At 68.1% G+C, this 18,001-nt stretch carries 23 protein-coding genes; 2 read left to right on the forward strand and 21 right to left on the reverse strand.

From position 1 onward, the window contains the following. Window positions 1-36: 36 nt before the first annotated feature. On the reverse strand, window positions 37-774 hold the full coding sequence (locus AAC640_RS06675) for a Bax inhibitor-1/YccA family protein (protein ID WP_340265304.1): 738 nt from the start codon (window positions 772-774) through the stop codon (window positions 37-39). A gap of 122 nt (window positions 775-896) precedes the next feature. On the opposite strand from AAC640_RS06675, the gene thpR reads away from it, so the two are divergent. Then, complete coding sequence (gene thpR / locus AAC640_RS06680) at window positions 897-1,457, forward strand: RNA 2',3'-cyclic phosphodiesterase (RefSeq protein ID WP_340265305.1); 561 nt, start codon at window positions 897-899, stop codon at window positions 1,455-1,457. A gap of 7 nt (window positions 1,458-1,464) precedes the next feature. Here the strand turns inward: thpR and AAC640_RS06685 are convergent, their stop codons facing one another. From AAC640_RS06685 to AAC640_RS06735, 11 genes are all read right to left on the reverse strand, one after another. Further along, entirely contained in the window at window positions 1,465-2,013 is a 549-nt protein-coding gene (locus AAC640_RS06685) for a superoxide dismutase family protein (RefSeq protein ID WP_340265306.1), read from the reverse strand. Between the two features lie 221 nt (window positions 2,014-2,234). Beyond that, complete coding sequence (locus tag AAC640_RS06690) at window positions 2,235-3,305, reverse strand: OmpA family protein (protein WP_340265307.1); 1,071 nt, start codon at window positions 3,303-3,305, stop codon at window positions 2,235-2,237. A gap of 179 nt (window positions 3,306-3,484) precedes the next feature. Continuing rightward, a complete protein-coding gene (locus tag AAC640_RS06695; RefSeq protein WP_340265308.1) occupies window positions 3,485-3,991 on the reverse strand; it encodes a DUF2793 domain-containing protein in 507 nt (168 codons plus the stop codon). A 27-nt stretch (window positions 3,992-4,018) separates the two neighbouring features. Continuing rightward, window positions 4,019-6,208 (reverse strand): phage tail protein, encoded by a 2,190-nt coding sequence (locus AAC640_RS06700; protein WP_340265309.1) that lies wholly within the window; start codon window positions 6,206-6,208, stop codon window positions 4,019-4,021. 11 nt (window positions 6,209-6,219) lie between these two features. After that, window positions 6,220-6,615 carry an NlpC/P60 family protein gene (locus tag AAC640_RS06705; RefSeq protein WP_340265310.1) on the reverse strand — a complete coding sequence of 132 codons (396 nt, stop codon included), beginning with the start codon at window positions 6,613-6,615 and terminating at the stop codon, window positions 6,220-6,222. Further along, window positions 6,612-7,427, reverse strand: a complete 816-nt coding sequence (locus tag AAC640_RS06710) for a DUF2163 domain-containing protein (RefSeq protein WP_340265311.1) — start codon at window positions 7,425-7,427, stop codon at window positions 6,612-6,614. Before AAC640_RS06710 ends, AAC640_RS06705 begins: the two co-directional genes overlap by 4 nt. Continuing rightward, entirely contained in the window at window positions 7,424-9,754 is a 2,331-nt protein-coding gene (locus AAC640_RS06715) for a DUF2460 domain-containing protein (protein WP_340265312.1), read from the reverse strand. The genes AAC640_RS06710 and AAC640_RS06715 overlap by 4 nt, the downstream gene beginning before the upstream one ends. Then, on the reverse strand, window positions 9,751-10,299 hold the full coding sequence (locus AAC640_RS06720) for a tail tape measure protein (protein ID WP_340265313.1): 549 nt from the start codon (window positions 10,297-10,299) through the stop codon (window positions 9,751-9,753). The genes AAC640_RS06715 and AAC640_RS06720 overlap by 4 nt, the downstream gene beginning before the upstream one ends. A 46-nt stretch (window positions 10,300-10,345) precedes the next feature. Continuing rightward, window positions 10,346-10,609, reverse strand: a complete 264-nt coding sequence (locus AAC640_RS06725) for a phage tail assembly chaperone (RefSeq protein WP_340265314.1) — start codon at window positions 10,607-10,609, stop codon at window positions 10,346-10,348. Then, entirely contained in the window at window positions 10,606-10,920 is a 315-nt protein-coding gene (locus AAC640_RS06730) for a gene transfer agent family protein (RefSeq protein ID WP_340265315.1), read from the reverse strand. The genes AAC640_RS06725 and AAC640_RS06730 overlap by 4 nt, the downstream gene beginning before the upstream one ends. Beyond that, complete coding sequence (locus tag AAC640_RS06735; protein ID WP_340265316.1) at window positions 10,917-11,324, reverse strand: phage tail tube protein; 408 nt, start codon at window positions 11,322-11,324, stop codon at window positions 10,917-10,919. Before AAC640_RS06735 ends, AAC640_RS06730 begins: the two co-directional genes overlap by 4 nt. A gap of 55 nt (window positions 11,325-11,379) precedes the next feature. Between AAC640_RS06735 and AAC640_RS06740 the strand changes: the two genes are divergently transcribed. After that, a complete protein-coding gene (locus AAC640_RS06740; protein WP_340265317.1) occupies window positions 11,380-11,706 on the forward strand; it encodes a hypothetical protein in 327 nt (108 codons plus the stop codon). Between the two features lie 114 nt (window positions 11,707-11,820). Here the strand turns inward: AAC640_RS06740 and AAC640_RS06745 are convergent, their stop codons facing one another. The 9 genes from AAC640_RS06745 to AAC640_RS06785 all read right to left on the reverse strand — a co-directional run bounded on the left by AAC640_RS06745 (window position 11,821) and on the right by AAC640_RS06785 (window position 17,938). Beyond that, window positions 11,821-12,225 carry a DUF3168 domain-containing protein gene (locus AAC640_RS06745; protein ID WP_340265318.1) on the reverse strand — a complete coding sequence of 135 codons (405 nt, stop codon included), beginning with the start codon at window positions 12,223-12,225 and terminating at the stop codon, window positions 11,821-11,823. Beyond that, the gene (locus AAC640_RS06750; RefSeq protein WP_340265319.1) at window positions 12,222-12,419 is read right to left on the reverse strand and encodes a hypothetical protein; all 198 of its coding nucleotides are present in this window, start codon (window positions 12,417-12,419) and stop codon (window positions 12,222-12,224) included. The genes AAC640_RS06745 and AAC640_RS06750 overlap by 4 nt, the downstream gene beginning before the upstream one ends. Further along, the gene (locus tag AAC640_RS06755) at window positions 12,416-12,955 is read right to left on the reverse strand and encodes a head-tail connector protein (RefSeq protein WP_340265320.1); all 540 of its coding nucleotides are present in this window, start codon (window positions 12,953-12,955) and stop codon (window positions 12,416-12,418) included. The genes AAC640_RS06750 and AAC640_RS06755 overlap by 4 nt, the downstream gene beginning before the upstream one ends. 66 nt (window positions 12,956-13,021) lie before the next feature. Then, window positions 13,022-14,137 carry a phage major capsid protein gene (locus tag AAC640_RS06760; RefSeq protein ID WP_340265321.1) on the reverse strand — a complete coding sequence of 372 codons (1,116 nt, stop codon included), beginning with the start codon at window positions 14,135-14,137 and terminating at the stop codon, window positions 13,022-13,024. 71 nt (window positions 14,138-14,208) lie between these two features. Continuing rightward, window positions 14,209-14,619, reverse strand: a complete 411-nt coding sequence (locus tag AAC640_RS06765; protein ID WP_340265322.1) for an HK97 family phage prohead protease — start codon at window positions 14,617-14,619, stop codon at window positions 14,209-14,211. After that, entirely contained in the window at window positions 14,616-14,936 is a 321-nt protein-coding gene (locus AAC640_RS06770) for a DUF6127 family protein (protein ID WP_340265323.1), read from the reverse strand. Before AAC640_RS06770 ends, AAC640_RS06765 begins: the two co-directional genes overlap by 4 nt. 20 nt (window positions 14,937-14,956) lie before the next feature. After that, the gene (locus AAC640_RS06775) at window positions 14,957-16,084 is read right to left on the reverse strand and encodes a phage portal protein (protein WP_340265324.1); all 1,128 of its coding nucleotides are present in this window, start codon (window positions 16,082-16,084) and stop codon (window positions 14,957-14,959) included. Between the two features lie 119 nt (window positions 16,085-16,203). Continuing rightward, a complete protein-coding gene (locus AAC640_RS06780) occupies window positions 16,204-16,542 on the reverse strand; it encodes a hypothetical protein (RefSeq protein WP_340265325.1) in 339 nt (112 codons plus the stop codon). A 61-nt stretch (window positions 16,543-16,603) separates the two neighbouring features. Beyond that, window positions 16,604-17,938, reverse strand: coding sequence for a DNA-packaging protein (locus tag AAC640_RS06785; RefSeq protein WP_340265326.1), 1,335 nt, complete (start codon window positions 17,936-17,938; stop codon window positions 16,604-16,606). Between the last annotated feature and the right edge of the window lie 63 nt (window positions 17,939-18,001).

Raw genomic sequence — 18,001 nt, forward strand, 5'->3', positions numbered from 1 at the left:
CATTCCGCCGGGCCTTTGATCTTGCCGCCATTATGCTCAGTTGCGCTGGCTGCCCATGAAGCGCAGCAGGAACAGGAACATGTTGATGAAGTCGAGATAAAGGCTCAACGCGCCCATCACCACCGACTTGCCCATCATCTCCGTGCCCGCGACATGAACGTAGATGCTCTTGATCTTCTGCGTGTCATAGGCCGTCAGACCTGCGAACAGCAAAACGCCGATGAAGCTGATGACCATGTCCATCGCGCTCGATCGCAGGAACAGATTGATCAGCGAAGCCACCAGAAGCCCGACGACACCCATGATCAGGAAGGTGCCGAAGCCCGACAGGTTCTTCTTCGTCGTATAGCCCCACAGGCTGAGGCCAGCGAACGACGCGGCGGCCGCAAAAAAGGTCTGCGCGATCGATACGCCGGTATAGGCAAGGAAGATGTAGGAAAGCGACACTCCCATCACCGCCGCATAGGCCCAGTAAAGCGCCTGGGTGGCAAAGGTGGACAGGCGGCCGATGCCGAAACTCAAAACCATCACGAACGCAAGCGGCGCGAACATCACCACATATTTGAGGATGCCGGGCCCGAAGAAAATGCCGGCCGCAAGACCGCTCGAGGCAAACAACATCGCGACAACGCCGGTCAACAGCACGCCGCTGGCCATATAATTATAGACCGACAGCATATAGCTGCGCAGGCCCGCATCGAATGCCTCACCGCGGGCAACCGTGGTGCCGCCAAAACCGGCCACGCCGGAACGGGGATCAGACCAATTGGCCATCAGAAAATCTCCTTCGCCGACGCCGTTGCGCCGGTGTCACCATTATCGGCGCTATTCTCGCGCAATTCAAGCCATGGTCGCGCCCGCTGACGACAGACCACAGCATCCCTATATCATCCTTCATGCATCGCCTGTTCATCGCCATACGCCCGCCGGAAGACATCAGACATCAGTTGCTGTCGCTGATGGGCGGCATCGCCAATGCGCGCTGGCAGAACGAAGACCAGCTTCACCTGACGCTGCGTTTCGCAGGGGAGCTTGATCCTCACCAGGCCGACGATCTTGCAGATAGCCTGGGGAGGATCCGTTTCGATCCTTTCCCGATCGCGCTTTCCGGCCTGGGCCGGTTTGAGCGCAAGGGCCATGTCGATACTTTGTGGGCGGGGGTTCAACCGCGCGACGGACTCGCTCAGTTGCATCGCAAGGTGGATCGCGCCTGTGTCGGCATCGGCCTGCCCGCTGACGACCGCGCCTACCTGCCCCACATCACTCTCGCCCGCCTCAATCGTAGCGCCGGTTCGACCGAAACCTTTGAGGCGCGCCACGCCGCTTTCAAAAGCGCGCCGTTCCTGGTGGAAAGCTTTGCGCTGTTCGAAAGTCAGCTCGGTCCCGATGGTGCCCGCTACCGCATGGCGGTCCTGTATCCCGGCGACGGGCGGGATTTCCGTCCGTCGCTTGAATAGACGCGGATCAGGAAGCCGTCAGCACCCCGCAAGCCACACGACCGCCTGCATTGCCGGCCGGGTCGCTCATATTATCGTCGGCCTGGGCGTGGATAACGATCGCCGCTCCGTCTGCGTCGAGCAGCGGAGTGGCGCCGCCGCGGAGCATGCCGCCAGCGATGACATAGTCCATCTCCCCCTTGCCGTCGGCACCGACCAGCATGTTCGGCATGTCACCCATATGCATGCCGGCTGGGTTATCCTTGCCATGGTGGCGCCCTGTCGGATTCCAATGGCCGCCCGCGCTTGCGAAATCAGGCGGTGTACAACTGCCGGTAGTGTGAACATGGACCGCATGCTGGCCCGGCGTCAGCCCGCTGGCTCGAACCGTGACATGAAGCCCGTCGGATGATTCCGTCACTGTCGCAGAGCCACGCGCCGAGCCGTCGCTCGCCAGCAGGGTGGCCGTCGCCGAAGGCAGCGCGGGCGACATGGCGGAAACGTCTCCATTCGCGCCAGCGCACGCTGCCAATGGCGCAAGGATGGGAAGGGCGAAGACAAGAGCAGCCTTCTTCATGATATTTCCGATCTCCAGAAAAGCATGCCCGGCGAACGCGGCAAGATCATCTTTGTTGCGCACACAGTCGATATTGTCATCTTATTTATGCGTTCCGAGCGCCCAGCTTCGTCCGGCCGGCCTCGCGCATGCCCAGCCCTTTCCAGCCGTCGCGCAAAAGGAAAGGGGCCGGTCTCGCGACCGGCCCCCAACCATCTTCCATCCAGAAGGATGGACGTTCCTTATTGACCCGAACCGGGACCGTAGGTGATTTCCACGCGACGGTTCTGCAGTTCGCGAACGCCGTCGGCGGTCTCGACGCGGGGGTTCGATTCACCGAACGCCTGGGTCGTCATCACACCGTCAGGGATGCCCTTCGAGGCCATGTAGGCCTTGACCGAGTCAGCGCGGCGCTGGGACAGGCCAACGTTGTACGAGGCCGAACCCGAACGGTCCGCATAACCCGCCAGCATGACCTGGGCGCTGCCGCAGTTGCTGTAGGCCGAAACCGCGTTGTCCAGAATGGTGGCGGCATCAGGCGTGATGTCCGACTTGTCCCATTCGAAGAAGACAATGTACGGCCCAGGGCTGCACTCGGCGACCGGCGGAGGCGGCGGCGGGGGAGGCGGCGGCGGCGGGGGAGGCGGCGGGGGAGGCGGCGGGGGAGCAGCCGGCTCACCGAAGTTGTACGCCAGGCCGAGCAGGATGCTGTGAGTACGCAGCCTGGTTTCAACCGACGAACCCGCCGCAATACCGCGGGCAACGTTCGGATATGCGTTAACCACCTTGATGTTGTCCTGGTTGAAGAAGCGATACTTCAACGAGACATCGACGTGGCTGGTCAGGGGATAGCGAACGCCCGCGATCGCCTGCCAGGCGAAACCGGTGTCGGAGTCATTGACCAGATCATTCGCCAGCTTGCCGCGCGAAACGCCGGCACCACCGCCGACGAAGCCCTGCAGGCCATCGTCAGGACCAAAGTCGAGCAAACCGTTCACCATGAACGAAAGCGCGGAGGCAGAACCGCCGAAACCGCTCTTGCTCAGGTCAACCTTGGCGCGCTTGTAGGCCGTCTCGGCTTCCAGGCGGAAACCGCCAAAGTCATAGCCGATGTTGGCGTCGCCTTCCCAGCCCTTGTGATAGTCGACGTTGGGAACGGTCGTGGTGACGGCACCGGACGTAAAATCGATGTCCTGATCTTCGACAAGGACAACGCCGGCGTCGACACCGACATACCAGCTATTGTCACGCGCAAAGGCCGGAGTGGCCAGGGCGCTGGTCGCAAGCACAGCCGCGAGGGCAAGCTTCCGCATCTGAATTCCCCTTTCATAAATGTCACGAAGGACTGCTGAAACCCTGTATCGACTGGAAAGTTTCATGGCAAGTCCACATTTGCTGGAACTGTTGCGAAAATACATCAGGAACGTGATCCCATATCTCCGTGCAGGCTAAAATCCGATAGCCATATTGTAATGAATAAACAGGTCCCAAGTCATGGAGCGATGAGGCCGTGGGTTCTCAATACCGACAGGATCGCGACCACCACGCCTCTCGCTTCGCCGTCGATCGTCGTGCCGCCCGATGGATCGGCGATCGCCGCCTGCCGATCGCACACGACGCGCGTGCCGCTGACATAAAGCCCATCCTCGCGCAGCGCCGCGTCCCCCCATCCGGCACCATCATGCTGCATCGCATGGCCCCGATCATCGACCCAGAGGCTCAATCCGGCGCGGGGCGCGGCAAAGCGCCAGCCGCCTTCCGTCCAGCAGGCCACCGATCCCTCCTGCCCGCTCCAAGCGCCGCTGGCGCCAGCCGCGACGATCCAGCACTGGCCGGCCACCGGGGAAACGGGCGGCCCGGCAATATCCGCGCTTTCGGCGTAGCCGTGCAGCAGCATGTCGATCCTCGCCAGCGCCTCGTTGTGAAAGACTTCCTTCTGCGCCTGTCCTGCAAAGAGCTGGGGGAGCGCCCAGCGGGGCGTCACATCGATCATCGTCATCATCCTTCAATTGTTTTTCTGAGGAACTCAGGCCGGAAGAGCCAGCCTCGCCGGCCGGCCGACCGCGAACGTGCCGACCTGCCGCACCTCCACCCGATCGGCCGCGCCGCCATCGGCAGCGATCATCGCGGCGTCATAAGTCCAGCCGGGTTGATCGGTCTCCACCCGGCGCACCAGCGCGTCGCCGGCCAGCAACCGCAGTTCATAGCACTCGCTTTCCTCCGCCAGCGGCACATCGCCGCCGCTGAGCCAGCGCCCCCCGTTCCTGCTTCGCCGCGTCCAGCGAAGGGCCAGTCCGCCCGTCCCGTCGGGCGCCGCGTCGAGATGGACCGGCGCCCAGGGCGTGACCGCCTCACCGCTCACCAGCACCCCCGATTGCACCGGTTCCATGTCACCCACGCCCACGGCCGCCACCCGCACAAGGCTGCCGATCTCGGGAGCCGGTTGCATGGCGAATGGTTCCATCAGACGCTCCTGCTCGACCAGCAGAAAGGGCTCCCCGACGGCATGGCTAGCCATCGCCCATTCGGTTCCGCACAACCCGCGCCGCAGCCCCGTCAGGCGGAAACTCCGCGCCCCCGTCTGGACCGCGCGCGAAAACTGGATCAGTTCGGCGCCCAGCAGGCAAAGATTCCGCCCCGCCGCGATCGCCGCCTCGTCGGCATCGCCCAGCGCCATGTCATCCGCCAGCAGCGTGACGTCCAGCTGGCTGATCTCGTCCACCAGTGTCGCGCTGCCAGGCGCCAGCGCGGCGTCCGCTTGACCCATGACCGCCCTCGGCGCCGTCCGCCCGATCGGCATCGCCTCGCCGGCCTCGCTCATCGCAAACAGCGCCGCGCCACGCCACCCGGCCCCTCCGCTCGCGGCGGCGACGATGAGGGGCGCCGTCGCCCCTTCCGTGAGCGACGGCAGGTCGATCAGCAACAGCGTCGTAGGTCCATGCGGCGCGTCGCCCTGCCGGACAATCGCCCCCGACGAAGCGCCGGCAGGAAGGGGCGCTTCCCCGCCGGGCACCCGGCGCAGCGCCAGCCGCACGGCCATCGCTTCCCACTCGCGCTCCTCGATGCGCCAGCGCCCTGGACTGCCCTCGATGCTTACAACGTCCCCCGCCTCGTGGCGCAGCGCGTCCCAGCCGCAGCGCAGGGTGATGGTCGACCGGCCCGCCCAGCCATGGCCGAGCCGCCTCGCCGCGACTGCCCGCGCGTCATCGGCCGGCAACTGCGCCGGCAGGTCGATGCCCTCCTCGGTGCGGCCCGGCCCCGGACGGCTCACCCGCTGCACGCCTGCCTGATAGTCGCGCGCCGCATCATAATGGCGCAGCGCAAGGGTCACTGGCACCGACTCCGCACTGCTTGCCGCCTGCTCCACCGCATCCAGCGCACGGCCGTTGCTGCGCCGGCACAGCGATGTCGTGCCGATATCCGCTGCGATGGCGCCACTGGTCCCCTTCAGCCACAGGCCGTCCTCAGCGCTCACAAAGCCAAGATCCCACGCCTCGGCCAGCGGCGCGATCGCATCGGCCATGCTGGCGCCGCCGGCCGCAAAGCCGCCCAGCGCCGCCAGCGCATCACCGCCGAGCATCCCTCCGCTGAGATCAGACCCGATCGCGCCGGTCGACACCGGCCCCTCGTCAGCCTCCACTTCAAAGGTCAGCGATGGAATCCGGTTGCCAAAGTCGGCGAGCTGCAGATCCTCGAACAACACATAGGCGATGCCACGATGGGCCGGCGTGCGATCCAGCCCCTCGGCCGAGGCCATGAGCGGATCCACCCCCTGTTCCTCTCCTCCGGCATGCAGGCGAAAAGCGCCGACTTCCGTCTTGAAATCGCCCGCCGCGCCCCGCAGCAGATTGCCGTCGGCCCAGATGCGCCCGACCGACCGCACCGCCCGCGCGGACAAGGCGACGGCGAAGCTGGCGGAATAGCTGTAGCTTGTGACGCTCGGCCGTCCCTTGCCGCCGCCACTTTTGTGCCGCTGCTCCTTGAGGTCGGTTGCCCAGATCACAGTTCCCGCGACACGCATCGTCCCGAACAGCTTCGGGATCTGCGTGCCATAGGTCGACGTCTGCAATTGCAGGTCGGCCAGCCGCCGCCCCTCGCGTCCCCTGGGGCGGAACAGAATATTCTGGTCGAACGCATTGCCGATCAGTCCGCCGATGGCAGCGCCGATCGGTCCGCCGATCGCCGTTCCCAGCGCGGTCAGCACCAAAGTCGCCATGTCTTTTCCTCTTATATTCGCCAGTGACCGATGACCGGCCAGGGCGAAGCGCCCGGCGTTTCGACCACGCGGCCCAGCCCGGCATGGGCGTGGACATGCCCTCCGGGCACCACGATCATCAGATGCAGTTGCAGCGGCCCCGGCCGCACCAGCGCGATATCGCCCGGCCGCGCATCGTCCGCGGGTTTCAGCCCCGCCCCCGCCAGCCAGCTCCGCGCCCGCCACTCATCGCCAAATCGCAGCCCATATTCGCGCGGCGCCGCCACGCCATGCCCGGCACGCGCCAGCACCAGTTGCGTCAGTCCGACGCAATCGAGCCCCCGCTCCGCGCTGTGCCCCTGCAGCCGGAAGCGCACGCCAAGAAGATCGCGCGCCGCCGCCACGATCCGCTCTGCCAGGCCACTCATGCGCCCAGATAGCGGGTCAGCAGATCCGTTCCCGGCAGGTAGGGCTCGCCACGAAAGTTGAGCACATTGGCAAAGCGGCTGCGGCACGTCTCCAGCTGCCGGTCGCACCCTTCGGTCAGCAGCGCCAGCGTCCCCGCTTCCACCGCGAAGGCCGGCGGATCAGCCAGCGTCACAGTCTCCGCGCCATTGTCCACGACCCCCTGCACCATCCCGCCATTGGCGCCACCCAGCCAGCGCAGCGTGCCAAAGGCATAGGCCCCGGCCGTGAGCCCACCGATGCTGGCCACCGCATCGGCCACGCTGCTCACCGTCGCGATCCGGCGTCGCCCGGCCATGTCGACCCGGCACTGCCGGTCACCCAGCCGCGCCCGGCAATCGGGCGAGGTCGAGGGCGCGACGGGCGCCCCCAGCGCCGCCATCGCCCCCACCAGTTCCGCCGTGAAGGCCCCGCCCCGCCGCGCCACGCTGCCGATCTCCCCGCGCGCCAGCAGCAGCCACATCTCGCCGGGCGCCTCCCATTCGGTCAGGCGCAGCTCCAGCGCCGCGCCGTCCCAGCGCCCGGCCATCAGGTCGCCCTCGCTGATCGCGTCGGCAACCAGCGCGCCCTCGAGATCGGTGTCGCCGCCCTGCGCCGTGATCCCGCTGCGGACCGCCGACGGCGTCATCCCCGGCGCCGCGCGGTAGCGGACATGCCCCACCTCCAGGTCGCGATCATGGCTGGTTAGGCCAATCGTCACGCCGTCGCGCCGCTCCAGCCGCCAGCAAAAGGCCAGCGTCGCCAGTTCCTTGTCCAGCCCCTCCAGCCCGCTCATTCGCGTATCTCCACCAGGGGCACCGAAGGCGCCTCGCCCGCCGCGAAGGTCGCGCGACTGATATCCAGCCGGTCCTCGGCAAAGCGCACCGGCACGTCGAACCGGAATCCCGCCGTCAGCACCGCGCCCGCCGTCGGGGCGGTATCGAACGCAATGACGCCCATCCCGACATGGCTCCACCCGTCCGTCAATTCGACGCCATTCAGCGCCAACCGGATCGATCCCGCCACCGGCCGCGTGATCCGCCGCGCCTGCGCCTCCTCGCCCTCGCCGTAGAAGCGCTGCAACGCAAACTCCGTCCGCGCGCCGTCGCCGATGCCCAGCCGCTGGTCGAGCGCGCCCGGTTCCTCGTCCATGGCGCAACTGCGGTCGTCATAGGGATCGGTGAAGCGGAAGCCTCGCGCCGCCCCCCGACGCGCCCGGAAGAAAGCGATCAGCGCGGCCATGTCCGCTTCCGACCGCACGCCCGGTCCGGCATCGAAGGACAGCCGCGCGTCAGCCCAGTCGCTACTGCGCCGCTCATGCCCCGAAGGGCTCTCGACGATCTGCGTCGAAAAGGCGGGCGCCAGGCTCGCCTCCCGCCCGATGGCCAGAGGAAAGGCCACATCGTCAAATGCCTGCATAGGTTCGTCCCCCTGTAATCGAAAGCAGGTGAAGCCGTCGCGCGCCACCTGCGGCAGCGCCCAGATGAAGGTCGCCGCCGTCCCTCGCGCCATCGACGCCTCGGCGGCATCGGCAATCCGCCGCCACTGCGCGGCTTGGCTTGGCAGCAGCACGAAGCCCGAAAAATAATGTTGCTGCTCGACCGGATAGCCGAGGCGCGCCGTCGCCAGTTCCACGCCGCGCGCGGTCAGGCTCCGCCGCCCTTCCGTCACCCAGTCATAATCTTCCAGCTGCAACACATCGAAGGCCGGCGATGCCCAACCGACCGGCATGTTGGCCCGCTTCGCTTCGGGCGCCAGCGGATCGAGCACGGTCGGCAGATAGGCCAGCAGATGCGTCACCGCATCTGGCGCGATCCCTTTGACCCACGCGCACAGCGCCGCCGTCGACGCCGCGAGCACCGCGCCCGCCTGGTCCAGCAATCCCTTCTGCGCAGCGGTCAGCGTCCCCCTCACGTCCGGGATCGACACCGGGCTCCCGCCAAAGGCTGCCTGCGCCGCATCGTCATAGAGGCAGATGCGCCCGTCGCCCGGCATCACCCACCACCACGGCTCGCCCACCTGAAATTTGATCGGAATACCTGTCGCCAAGCCTATGGAAACAAATGCGCCCGCCACCAGCCGCAAATAGCTCATCGCTCCCGCATGGGCTGGCGACAGCAGCGTCGATGCCGGCACCCAGCCCGTCAGCGCCGGATCGCCATTTTCCGCCCGCTGCTTCCAGTCGTTCCAGCAATGGGCGTCCAGCAGCTCATAGGACAGCGACCAGATGATCCCGAAGCCCAGCGCCTTCGCCCGCGCCGCGAAGTCCGCGTGCCACGCCGCGCAAGGCGCGTTCAGCACCCCGCTCGCAAGGCTGATGTATAAGCCCCCGCCCAGCGGTTCGAGCCGGAAATAATGGCTCATCCCCACATAATGGTTGATGTCGCCGCGATAGCCGAGCGCATGGATCGATGCGACGATCCGCTCCGGTGTCTGATTGAAGCAGTCGTCATAGCCCGTCGCCATCGACAGCCCATGTTCGGGCAGCATCACATCGCCGACGCCCAGCGTCGATCCCGCCCCCTCGCAACGCATGTCGGACAATTCAGCCCAACCCTCGACCCCAGCCGCGAAGGGGGTGACGCCCGCATCATAACCGGGCGGCGCCAGCGAGACGAACATCCGGTCGACATCGCCCGCCCAGACCGGATCGGCCTCGCCCGGCAGCAGGAAGCCGCCATCCAGCGCCGCGAAATCCAGCACGATGTCCGCATCTTGCGGATCACCGCTCGCATAGTTCCACAGCCGCACATACCAGTTGCGCGGCGCGCCCGCCGCGTCGCGCCCCTCGATCGTCAGCGTCGGCCCATGCACCTCGTCCAGCCGCTTGAGGCCCCCGCTGCGCCAGCGGAACCGCAGCACGCATTGTCGAAAATCCCGCGCCGTCTCATAGGCCAGCAGAGGATGACTCCATTTGTCCTCCGCTTCCCAGATCAACCCCGCCAGATCGCCAGAGCCGTAGAAAACCGCATCCACGCGCAGCGCGTCCGCCGCCATTGTCACGATGCTCGCCATCATCGGCCGGGGGAAATTGACGGTCCAGTGGGTCGGCGCGAACCGCTTCATGAAGCGCGTCTCCTGCCCGCGCCGGGCCTCGGCCAGCCAGTAATCAAGCCCGCTCATCCGTTCAGTGCCCCCTTCACCGCCCGCGCCACCTGCCGCGCGCTGCGCGCCAGCATCCGCGCGCTATCCCGTCCCTCGCCCCGTCCCGACACGGCAATCTGCACGCGCACATCCCGCGCCCCGCCGCCATGGGCGACGACCTGCCCGCTGGTCGTCGGCACGAACAACTCCGGCCCGCGCTCGCCCACGACATAGGCCCGCCCCGGCGCCACCGGCCCGCCGGTCGCCCGGCCGGGCAAGCCCAGGGCCATCGAAGCCAGATTCAACAGCGCACCCCCGGTCCCGCCAATGCTCCCGGCCGCCGACCGCACCGCGCCCGCCGCGATCTCCTCCAGCGCCGCCGAAGCGACCCGCCTCAATTCCTCAAAGCCGAAGCGGCCCGATCGGACGGCGCGCAACAATCCCTGCTCGATCCGCCGACCCGCCCGCTCCGCGCCACTCGCCAGCGGCCCTTCCATCTCTCCACGCATCGCCTCGACATCCCGTGCCAGGCCTTGCGTGTCGGCGCGCACCCGCACCACCAACGTCTCAATTTCCTCGTCCATCCCTTGCCTCCAGGACTAAAAAACCCCTCCCTTTTCAGATGAGGGGTCAGGAGCGGGACCCACCGCCCCAAGGCCGTTCGTTTCGAGCGCCGTCGAGAAACGGGAGCGCGCGCTCCTGATCCGGCATCACCGCCCGCAATCGCTCCAGTTCCCGCGCATCCATCCCCGCCGCGGGGGCCTCCTCGCCCCTGGCCGCGCGCAACACGGCCTCCAGTTCCGCTGGCGTCGCGCGCCAGAACTCGTCCGGCCGCCACCCCAGCAGCCAGCCGGCCACGCCCGCCAGCCGCGCCGCTGCCTTGAAGAAGTTCATCGTCCCGCCAGTATCTGTTTGAATATCCCGCGCAGCACCGGCGACAGCTTCGCCAGCCCGGCCTCGACGATCGCCTCGCCCAGCCCTTCGCGCGTCCACCCCTGCGGCGGGTCGACCAGACAGTGCCAGAACAACGCCGCGATGTCGGACAGGGCCAATTTGCCATCCGCCGCCCTGTCGACCAGGTCGAACAACGGCCCCAGCTCCTCCTCCGCCGCCACCAGCGCGGCGAAGCTCGGCCGCAGCCGCAGCCTGTCGTCGCCCATCTCCAGCGCGATCTCGCCCCGCGCGGGGTTCGCCACCCCGCTCATTGGGACACCACCGGGCCGGAGCTTTCCAGGCTTAGCGCATAGTTGCGCTCGCCATTATAGTCGCCCGCATAGTCGAGCCGCGTCACCAGGAATCGTCCGCGCATGCGCTCGCCGCTTTCGAAGCTCAGCTCATACTCTTCGATCGTGCCGGCCAGCGCATGGTTGCGGACGCGTACTTCCGCCGCCGATCCGGTGAATATCCCCGCCGCCGACACGCTGACCGACCGCACTCCCGCGCCCGACAGAAGTTCGCGCCAGCCCCCCGAATCCTTCGACGTGACGTTGACGCCTTCGCCGTTCACCGACAGCTGCGTGGTCCGCATCCCCGCGACCGTCGCATAGGCGGCCGGCGATCCGCCATCGCCCACCTTCAACAGAAACGCACTTCCCTTTTCGACGCTCATGGCGCATTCTCCTGTAAGATAAACCGTGTAGGAATTGGGACTTGGAGAGGCTTTGATGCTTGTTGCTGCCCCCCTCATGATGATGCTCGCCGCTGCCCCGCAGAGCCCGGACGCCGTTGGCATGGGCCGGAAGGCCTTTTCGGAATGCCTATCGAAGCAGATCCAGCCCGCGCTGGACAAGAAGGTGACGCTCTCTGACTTCCGCGCCATGCTGAAGGAAAAATGCGGCGACAAGGAAGCCGCCTTCCGCGCCGCCGTCCTGGCCGATGACAAGTCCAGCGGCATGGCCGCCAAGGACGCGGCATCCGACGCCGACGACCAGGTTTCGGAATATGTCGACAAGATTACCGGTGAGTTCGAAGATTATGCCAAGGGCGGCTGACCCCGCCTGATCCGGGCTCGCCACCTCGCCTGTCCGTCGCCCGGCCAAGGTCGGGATGTCATCGGACAGGCGGCGACATCGCCCAGGAAACCCGTCGGCCGCCACGACAACCCGTCACAGCGCCACAACCCGCAGCCGGTAGTCCAAAACCGCCTGCCAGCTATCGCCGTCCCGCGGGCCGATCTTCATCACGCGCGACCGCACCAGCCGCGCGCCGACGATCCGCCATCCTTCCGCGCTCGCGTCCGCCGCCTGCACCGCCCGATCAATCTGTCCCAGCGGGCCCGCCAGCCGCCCCGGCGTCCCGCCCGCATCATACAGGCTGATCGTCAGCCGCAATTCCCGCCCGTCCACATCCTTCGCGCCCCACTCGCTGGCGATGCACTCTCCCACCACCGCATAGGGCACGCTCGCTCGTGCCGGCGTGCCGTCGAACAGCCCGTTGATCGCGCCCAGCAGCGCCCCGTCATTCCGCAGCGCCGCGATCACCGCCGCGCGCACCGTCACTTCCGCGCTCATAGCCCACCCCTCGCCCGTTCGCGCAGATCCAGGTCGCTCAACCACCGCCGCAGCAACCCGCGCCCGGACAGCCGCACCGCCTCACCCTCGATCCGCGCTTCCTCCACCCCGGCAGCCAGCATCGCCTCGACCACCGCCCGGCGGCGGCGCTCAGCCCGCTGTTCCGCCAGCCGCGCCAGCCGATCGCCCATCATGTCAGTCGCATCCGGCGTAACGGCCGCCACAGCGCGCTCACCACCGCGGGCGGGCTGGCGACATCGCCGCTGCGCGCCGCGAAATGTTCGGCCGCCAGCCGGATGATCCCCTCCCGGATCGGCGCGGGCAGGCCTTCCACCTCCTGCGCCATTCCCGCCTGATAGCGCACGGCCAGCACCGACTGCCCGCCACCTGGCCGCGCCCGCACCCAGCCATCTCCTGCCGCATCGATGTCGATTGCGTAATCGCCCGGCCCCAGCGCGACCGCATCGCCATCCGGCCCGACCGCATCAACGCCCGTTATCGCCACCACCGGCCGCGCCGACAGCCGCTGCCAGCTGGCGTCGCCGACCACCGTTTCGCGCGCCTCCCCGGCGATCAGCCACTGCCCGATAAACTGTTCGCACAAGGCCGTGGCGCTCTGGAGCGACGCCTCCAGCAGCCCGTCCTCGCTGCTGCCCGTGATCCGCAGATATTCCTTCAGCTCGGCAAGCGACGCCCCCGCCGCCCCGGCATCTTCCCGTACCAGCACCATCCGCCCCTCCCGAAAAAAGGGGGCACCCGCGAAGGATGCCCCAAGATAAAGGTGAAGGAGCGAGGGTCAGGAAGCCGAAAATTTCATCAGCTTGATCGCCTCCGAATTGGCGACCGCGCCGCCGACGCGCTTGACCGCGTAGAAATGTACGAACGGCTTGTTGCTGAACGGATCGCGCAGGATGCTCGTATCGCTGCGTTCGGAAATCACATAGCCCGCCTGGAAATTGCCGAAGGCGATCGACAGCGATCCTGCCGCGATATCCGGCATGTCCTCCGCCTCGACCACGGGATAGCCCAACAGCGTCGCTGGCTGCCCGGCCGCGAGCGACGGCTGCCAGACGAACGCGCCGTCGCTGGTCTTCATCTTGCGGATCACGCTCAGCGTCGCCGAGTTCATCACGAAGCAGGCGCCCTGGCGGTAGGGCGCGCGCAGGCTCTGCACCAGGTCAATGAGCTTGTCCTGCGGGCTCGACGCCGGGAACGCAGCCGACACGCCCGTCGCGACATATTGCAGCGACCCGAACGCGCGCACTCCGTCCGCCTCGTTGGTGGCCGTATAGGTCAGGAATCCCTTGGGCTTGTTCGTGCCATTGCCGTTGACGAAGGCCGCACCCTCGGCCGCCGCGAACTCGCGGGCGATCTCGCTCGCCAGCCAGCCTTCCACATCGAACTGCGCGTCGTCCAGCATCGCCTGGCTCGCCGCCGGATTGGCGTAAAGCTCGCCCGACGGCGGCACGATCTCGTTGAAGCTCGGCGTCGCCGTCTCGGCCCGCGCGCCCGTCTCGCTGGCCCAGCCGGACACGATGCCGCCCGACGTCACCAGCTTGCGATAGCCCGCCGTCCCTGTGCGCACGACATTGGCGATGCCCCTTATCGGCGAAATGCTCTTCAGCGTCGCGTCGATGATCTGGTCGATCTCACGCGGCACCGCATAGCCGCCCGCACTGTTGCTCGCGCCCGAAAAGCTCTTCAGCTCCAAGCCGGCCTCATGGCCCTGCCGCAGATAGCGCTCGACAAAGGCCGCCCGGGCCGGATCGACCGCCCCGCCCTTCACCCCGTCGAGCGCCGGCCGCTGCGCTGAAATCAACGCCCCCTTCAGCGCCGCGATCTCCCCCTCCATCGCCTCGATCCGGTCACCCTGCGCGACCATGTCAAAGCTCGATTCCAACTGATCCGTCATTCACCACTCCCACAAAAAAGGCGGCCCGGAAGGACCGCCTGAAAAACACTCGATCTTTGACGAACGCCCGGTCACTCCACCGCGATCACCCGCGCCAGTGGCTGCATCGGATGTGTCACCACGCTCACCTCCACCACCTCCAGCGCCAGCAATTCGCGCGGACCGTGCCCCCGCGCCGCCCGCACCCGATAGCCAAAGGACAGCCCGTCCACCGCGCGCTCCTTCAGCGCCCGCGCCGCCTCCCGCCCGGCAGCGGTGCGCCCCGACACGCGCCCGATCACGCGCAGGCCGCGCCCGTCCTCTTCGATCCGCTCGACCGTTCCGATCGGCGCGCCGGGATGATGCTGCCACAGCAGCGGCACCCCCGCCGCCGCGCCCGCAAAGGCGCCCGGCCGCACCACGTCGCCGCCCCGATCGACCCGATCGAATACCGCCGCATAGCCGGCAAAGCGCACATCCTGCTCGCCAGGGCGCCCACTCATCCGCGCACCATGCCGATCAGCCCCGCCTTCACCGCCACGCCCAGCAGCACCAGCGCCATGACGATCCGCACCGCCCAGCCGACCACCGCGCCGCGCGCCGCCTTCTTCGCGTCGCGCCAGGCCGACAGCAGTTCGCGCAGTTCGCGCACATCCCCCTCCGCACCCCGGTCGGCCAGCCCCAGCCGTTCCAGCGCCCGCCCGGCGCCCAGCTCGCTCGCCTCCTCGATCAGCGCGCGGATCATCACCATGTCCATCTGCCCCGGCGCGCCCTCGGCCTGCGCCACCAGCCGCGCCAGCATCTCGCCATCATATTTCATCGCCCCGCCTCCCGCCTGGTTCAGATCCCCAGCAGCGCCTTCTTCTCCTCGGCCGTCAGGAAGTCCGCCGCCGACACCCGCTGCCACAGCGCCACCCGCTCGTCCGACAGGGCCGGCACCGCATCCAGGTCCGCCGCCAGCGCCAGTCCCGGCCACCAGTCCTGCAATCCCTGGGCCAGCCCGCCGCAGATCTTGCCCACCAGTGGCAAAATCGCCTGCCGCCACAGCGCCTTGTTCGCCTCGCGATAATTGGCGTAGCTGTTGTCGCCCGGCAGCCCCATCAGCATCGGCGGCACGCCGAAGGCGAGCGCGATCTCGCGCGCCGCCGCAGCCTTGAGGCCGACGAAATCCATCTCCGCCGGGGTCAGGCTCATCGCCTTCCAGTCGAGCCCGCCTTCCAGCAGCATCGGTCGCCCCGCGTTCGCCGCGCCGGAAAAGGCCATTTCCATCTCGCGCTTCACCCGCTCGAACTGTTCGGGCGCCATCACCGACCCGTCCTTGGGATCATAGACCATGGCACCTGACGGCCGCGCCGCATTGTCGAGCAACGCCTTGTTCCACACCGTCGCCGCATTGTGGATCGCCACCGCGCCCGCCGCCGCGCCGACACAGCCCAACCCGTAATGGTCGTCCAGCGGATGCAGGGCTTTGAGATGCAGGATCGACGCGCGCCCGGCGCCGTCCTCGGGCAGCAGCCGCGTGACGCTGTCGCCCACGCGGTAGAGATAGGCCACCGGCCACCCCCGCGCATCGGCCTCCACGCTCACCCGCTCGGGCCGCAGCGCATAGAGCTCGCCCGGACTCCCGTCCACGCCCGCCAATATCTGCACATAGCCGTTGCCGTGCAGCAGCAGATGGCTCGCCAGCGTTTCGACCAGCGACTGCCCGCCCGAACAGCGCAGCACCAGGGCGAGCACCCGTGCCGCCTCTTCGTCCGCGATCCCGCTCGCGGTCAGCCGCGTGCTCCCCGCCCCTTCGGACACCAGCCGCATCGCCCGCTGCGCCACCGGATTGCTGATGATCCCCGCGCGCAATTGCGCCTCATAGCTCGCCGGCCACTCCCCCAGCGCCACCGCACCCGCGCCCCAGGCGCGCGCCAGCACCGGCCGCGCGCCACTGCGCGACGCCTTCGTCCCAAAGAATTTCATGCAAACCCCGCCACAAAGAAAAATCCTCCCCCCGTCAGGGGAGAGGATGGTGAAGCCCGGCAGCGCCAGCTGCCCCGACAGGCCCTGGCTGGCCCCGGGCCAGCAGGATGCCCGCTATCTCAAGGGTTACGCGCCAGCACCCGGTCGCAGGCCGCGTTGGTCCCTTCGCTCTTGCCGATCACGCGCCCGGCGACCGCGCCCGCCGCACCTGCCAGCAGGGATTCGCCCAGGCTCCCTCCGGCCAGCGCGCCGACCCCGGCGCCGCCCGCAGCGCCGATCACCGTGCCGCGATCACGCCCCTTCTTCGCCTGCAACAGGCAATAGCGCACCTCGTCCCGGTCGCGCGGGGCGGAACGCGCCACCCGCGCCCGTTCCTTGCTGTTCAGCGAAGCCGCCATCACCGGCGTCGCGACCAGCGACGCACCTGCCGCAATCATCAGGAATGTGGCCAGCCTCATGGAATTGTCCTCCTCGTCAACTTGATCTGTAGCAATAAATCGAAAGCAACGGGCAAGTTCCTCACAGCCCGCGCACCCGTGCGTCACCGCGCCGCCCCAGCATCAGCTCGGTCAGCGCCCAGACCAGCGCATCCGCCCGATCGGGCGACCGTCCCGGCCCGACATAGGGGCCGCCCGCGACCAGCCCGCACAATTCATCCTCCAGCGCCCAGAAAGCGCCGCGATGCCGCACCCGGCCGGCTTCATAAAGCGCCGCCACAGGCTCCGCCCGCGCCACCTTGCCCCGGCTTGCATGCACCAGGCGCACCGGCAGCACCGCGTCCGCCGCGCGCAGCACGCTTTCCACCATCGCCCCGCCATTATTCGCCTCGGCGACCACGCGATCCGCGCCATGGACCGCCGCCGCCGCCGCCACCGCGCGCGCCCACTTTTCGGGTGACGCTTTCTCGACGCTCGCATCGGCGATGACATAGGCACGCCCGTCAGGCCCGATCCCGGCGACGACGATCCCGCAGGCATCGCCATGCGCCGAAGCGGGCGGATCGACACCCACGACCACCCGCGCCAGCAAGGGCTCGCCGTCTTCGCGCTCCGGCACATGCGCCACGCGGCACCGCTCCAGCAGGTCGCGGCTCCACAGCGCGCCCTCGACGTCGCTGATCAGTTCGCCGTCCAGTTCCTGCCGCCCCAGCCGCGTCGCGCCATATTGGCGCTCCATCGCCGCAACGAAGCCGGTCGCGAGATTGGCGGCATTGTCCGCCGTCCGCCCCCGCGTCACCACCACGTCGCCGCCATCCCGCGCCACCAGCTTGCGCACCAGCGGCACCGGCCGCGGCGTCGTCGTCGCCAGCAGGCGTGGCCGCGCGCCCAGGCGCAAACCCATCGCCAGATTGTCCCACGCCGCCTCGCCGCCCGGCCATTTGGCGATCTCGTCGGCCCAGCCATGGCTGAACTGCGGCCCGCGCAGCGATTCCGGCTCCGCCGCGCCGAACAGCGTCGCCATCGCCCCATTGGGCCAGATCAGCCGTCGCAGGGCCGGCGAAAAGGCCGGGCGGTTCCACCAAGGCGCGATCGCCAGCAATCCCGAAGGTCCCTCCACCATCACGTTGCGCGCCTCGCCCAGGGTGGCACCGACCAACGCGATGCGCGCGCTGCCGTCTTTTTCCGCAATGGCCCGCACCCATTCCGCCCCCGCGCGCGTCTTGCCGAAACCTCGCCCCGCCATCATCAACCAGACCTGCCAGTCGCCCGACGGCGCCAGCTGGCCCGGCCGGGCCAGCCACTGCCAGTCATGTGCCAGCGCCTGCGCCGCCGCGCCATTCAAGCCCGCCAGCACGCGCTCGCGGGCCTCGGCCGGCAAGCGCGCCAGCCGCTCGAAATCCGAAATCGCCTCCATCGGCTCCGCTCCCCTCGCCGCGCTTCGCCCTGCGTCCGTCGCCCGCCGCCTCGCGATCCGCTC

This window comes from Sphingobium mellinum, assembly GCF_037860795.1.
GTDB lineage: Bacteria > Pseudomonadota > Alphaproteobacteria > Sphingomonadales > Sphingomonadaceae > Sphingobium > Sphingobium mellinum.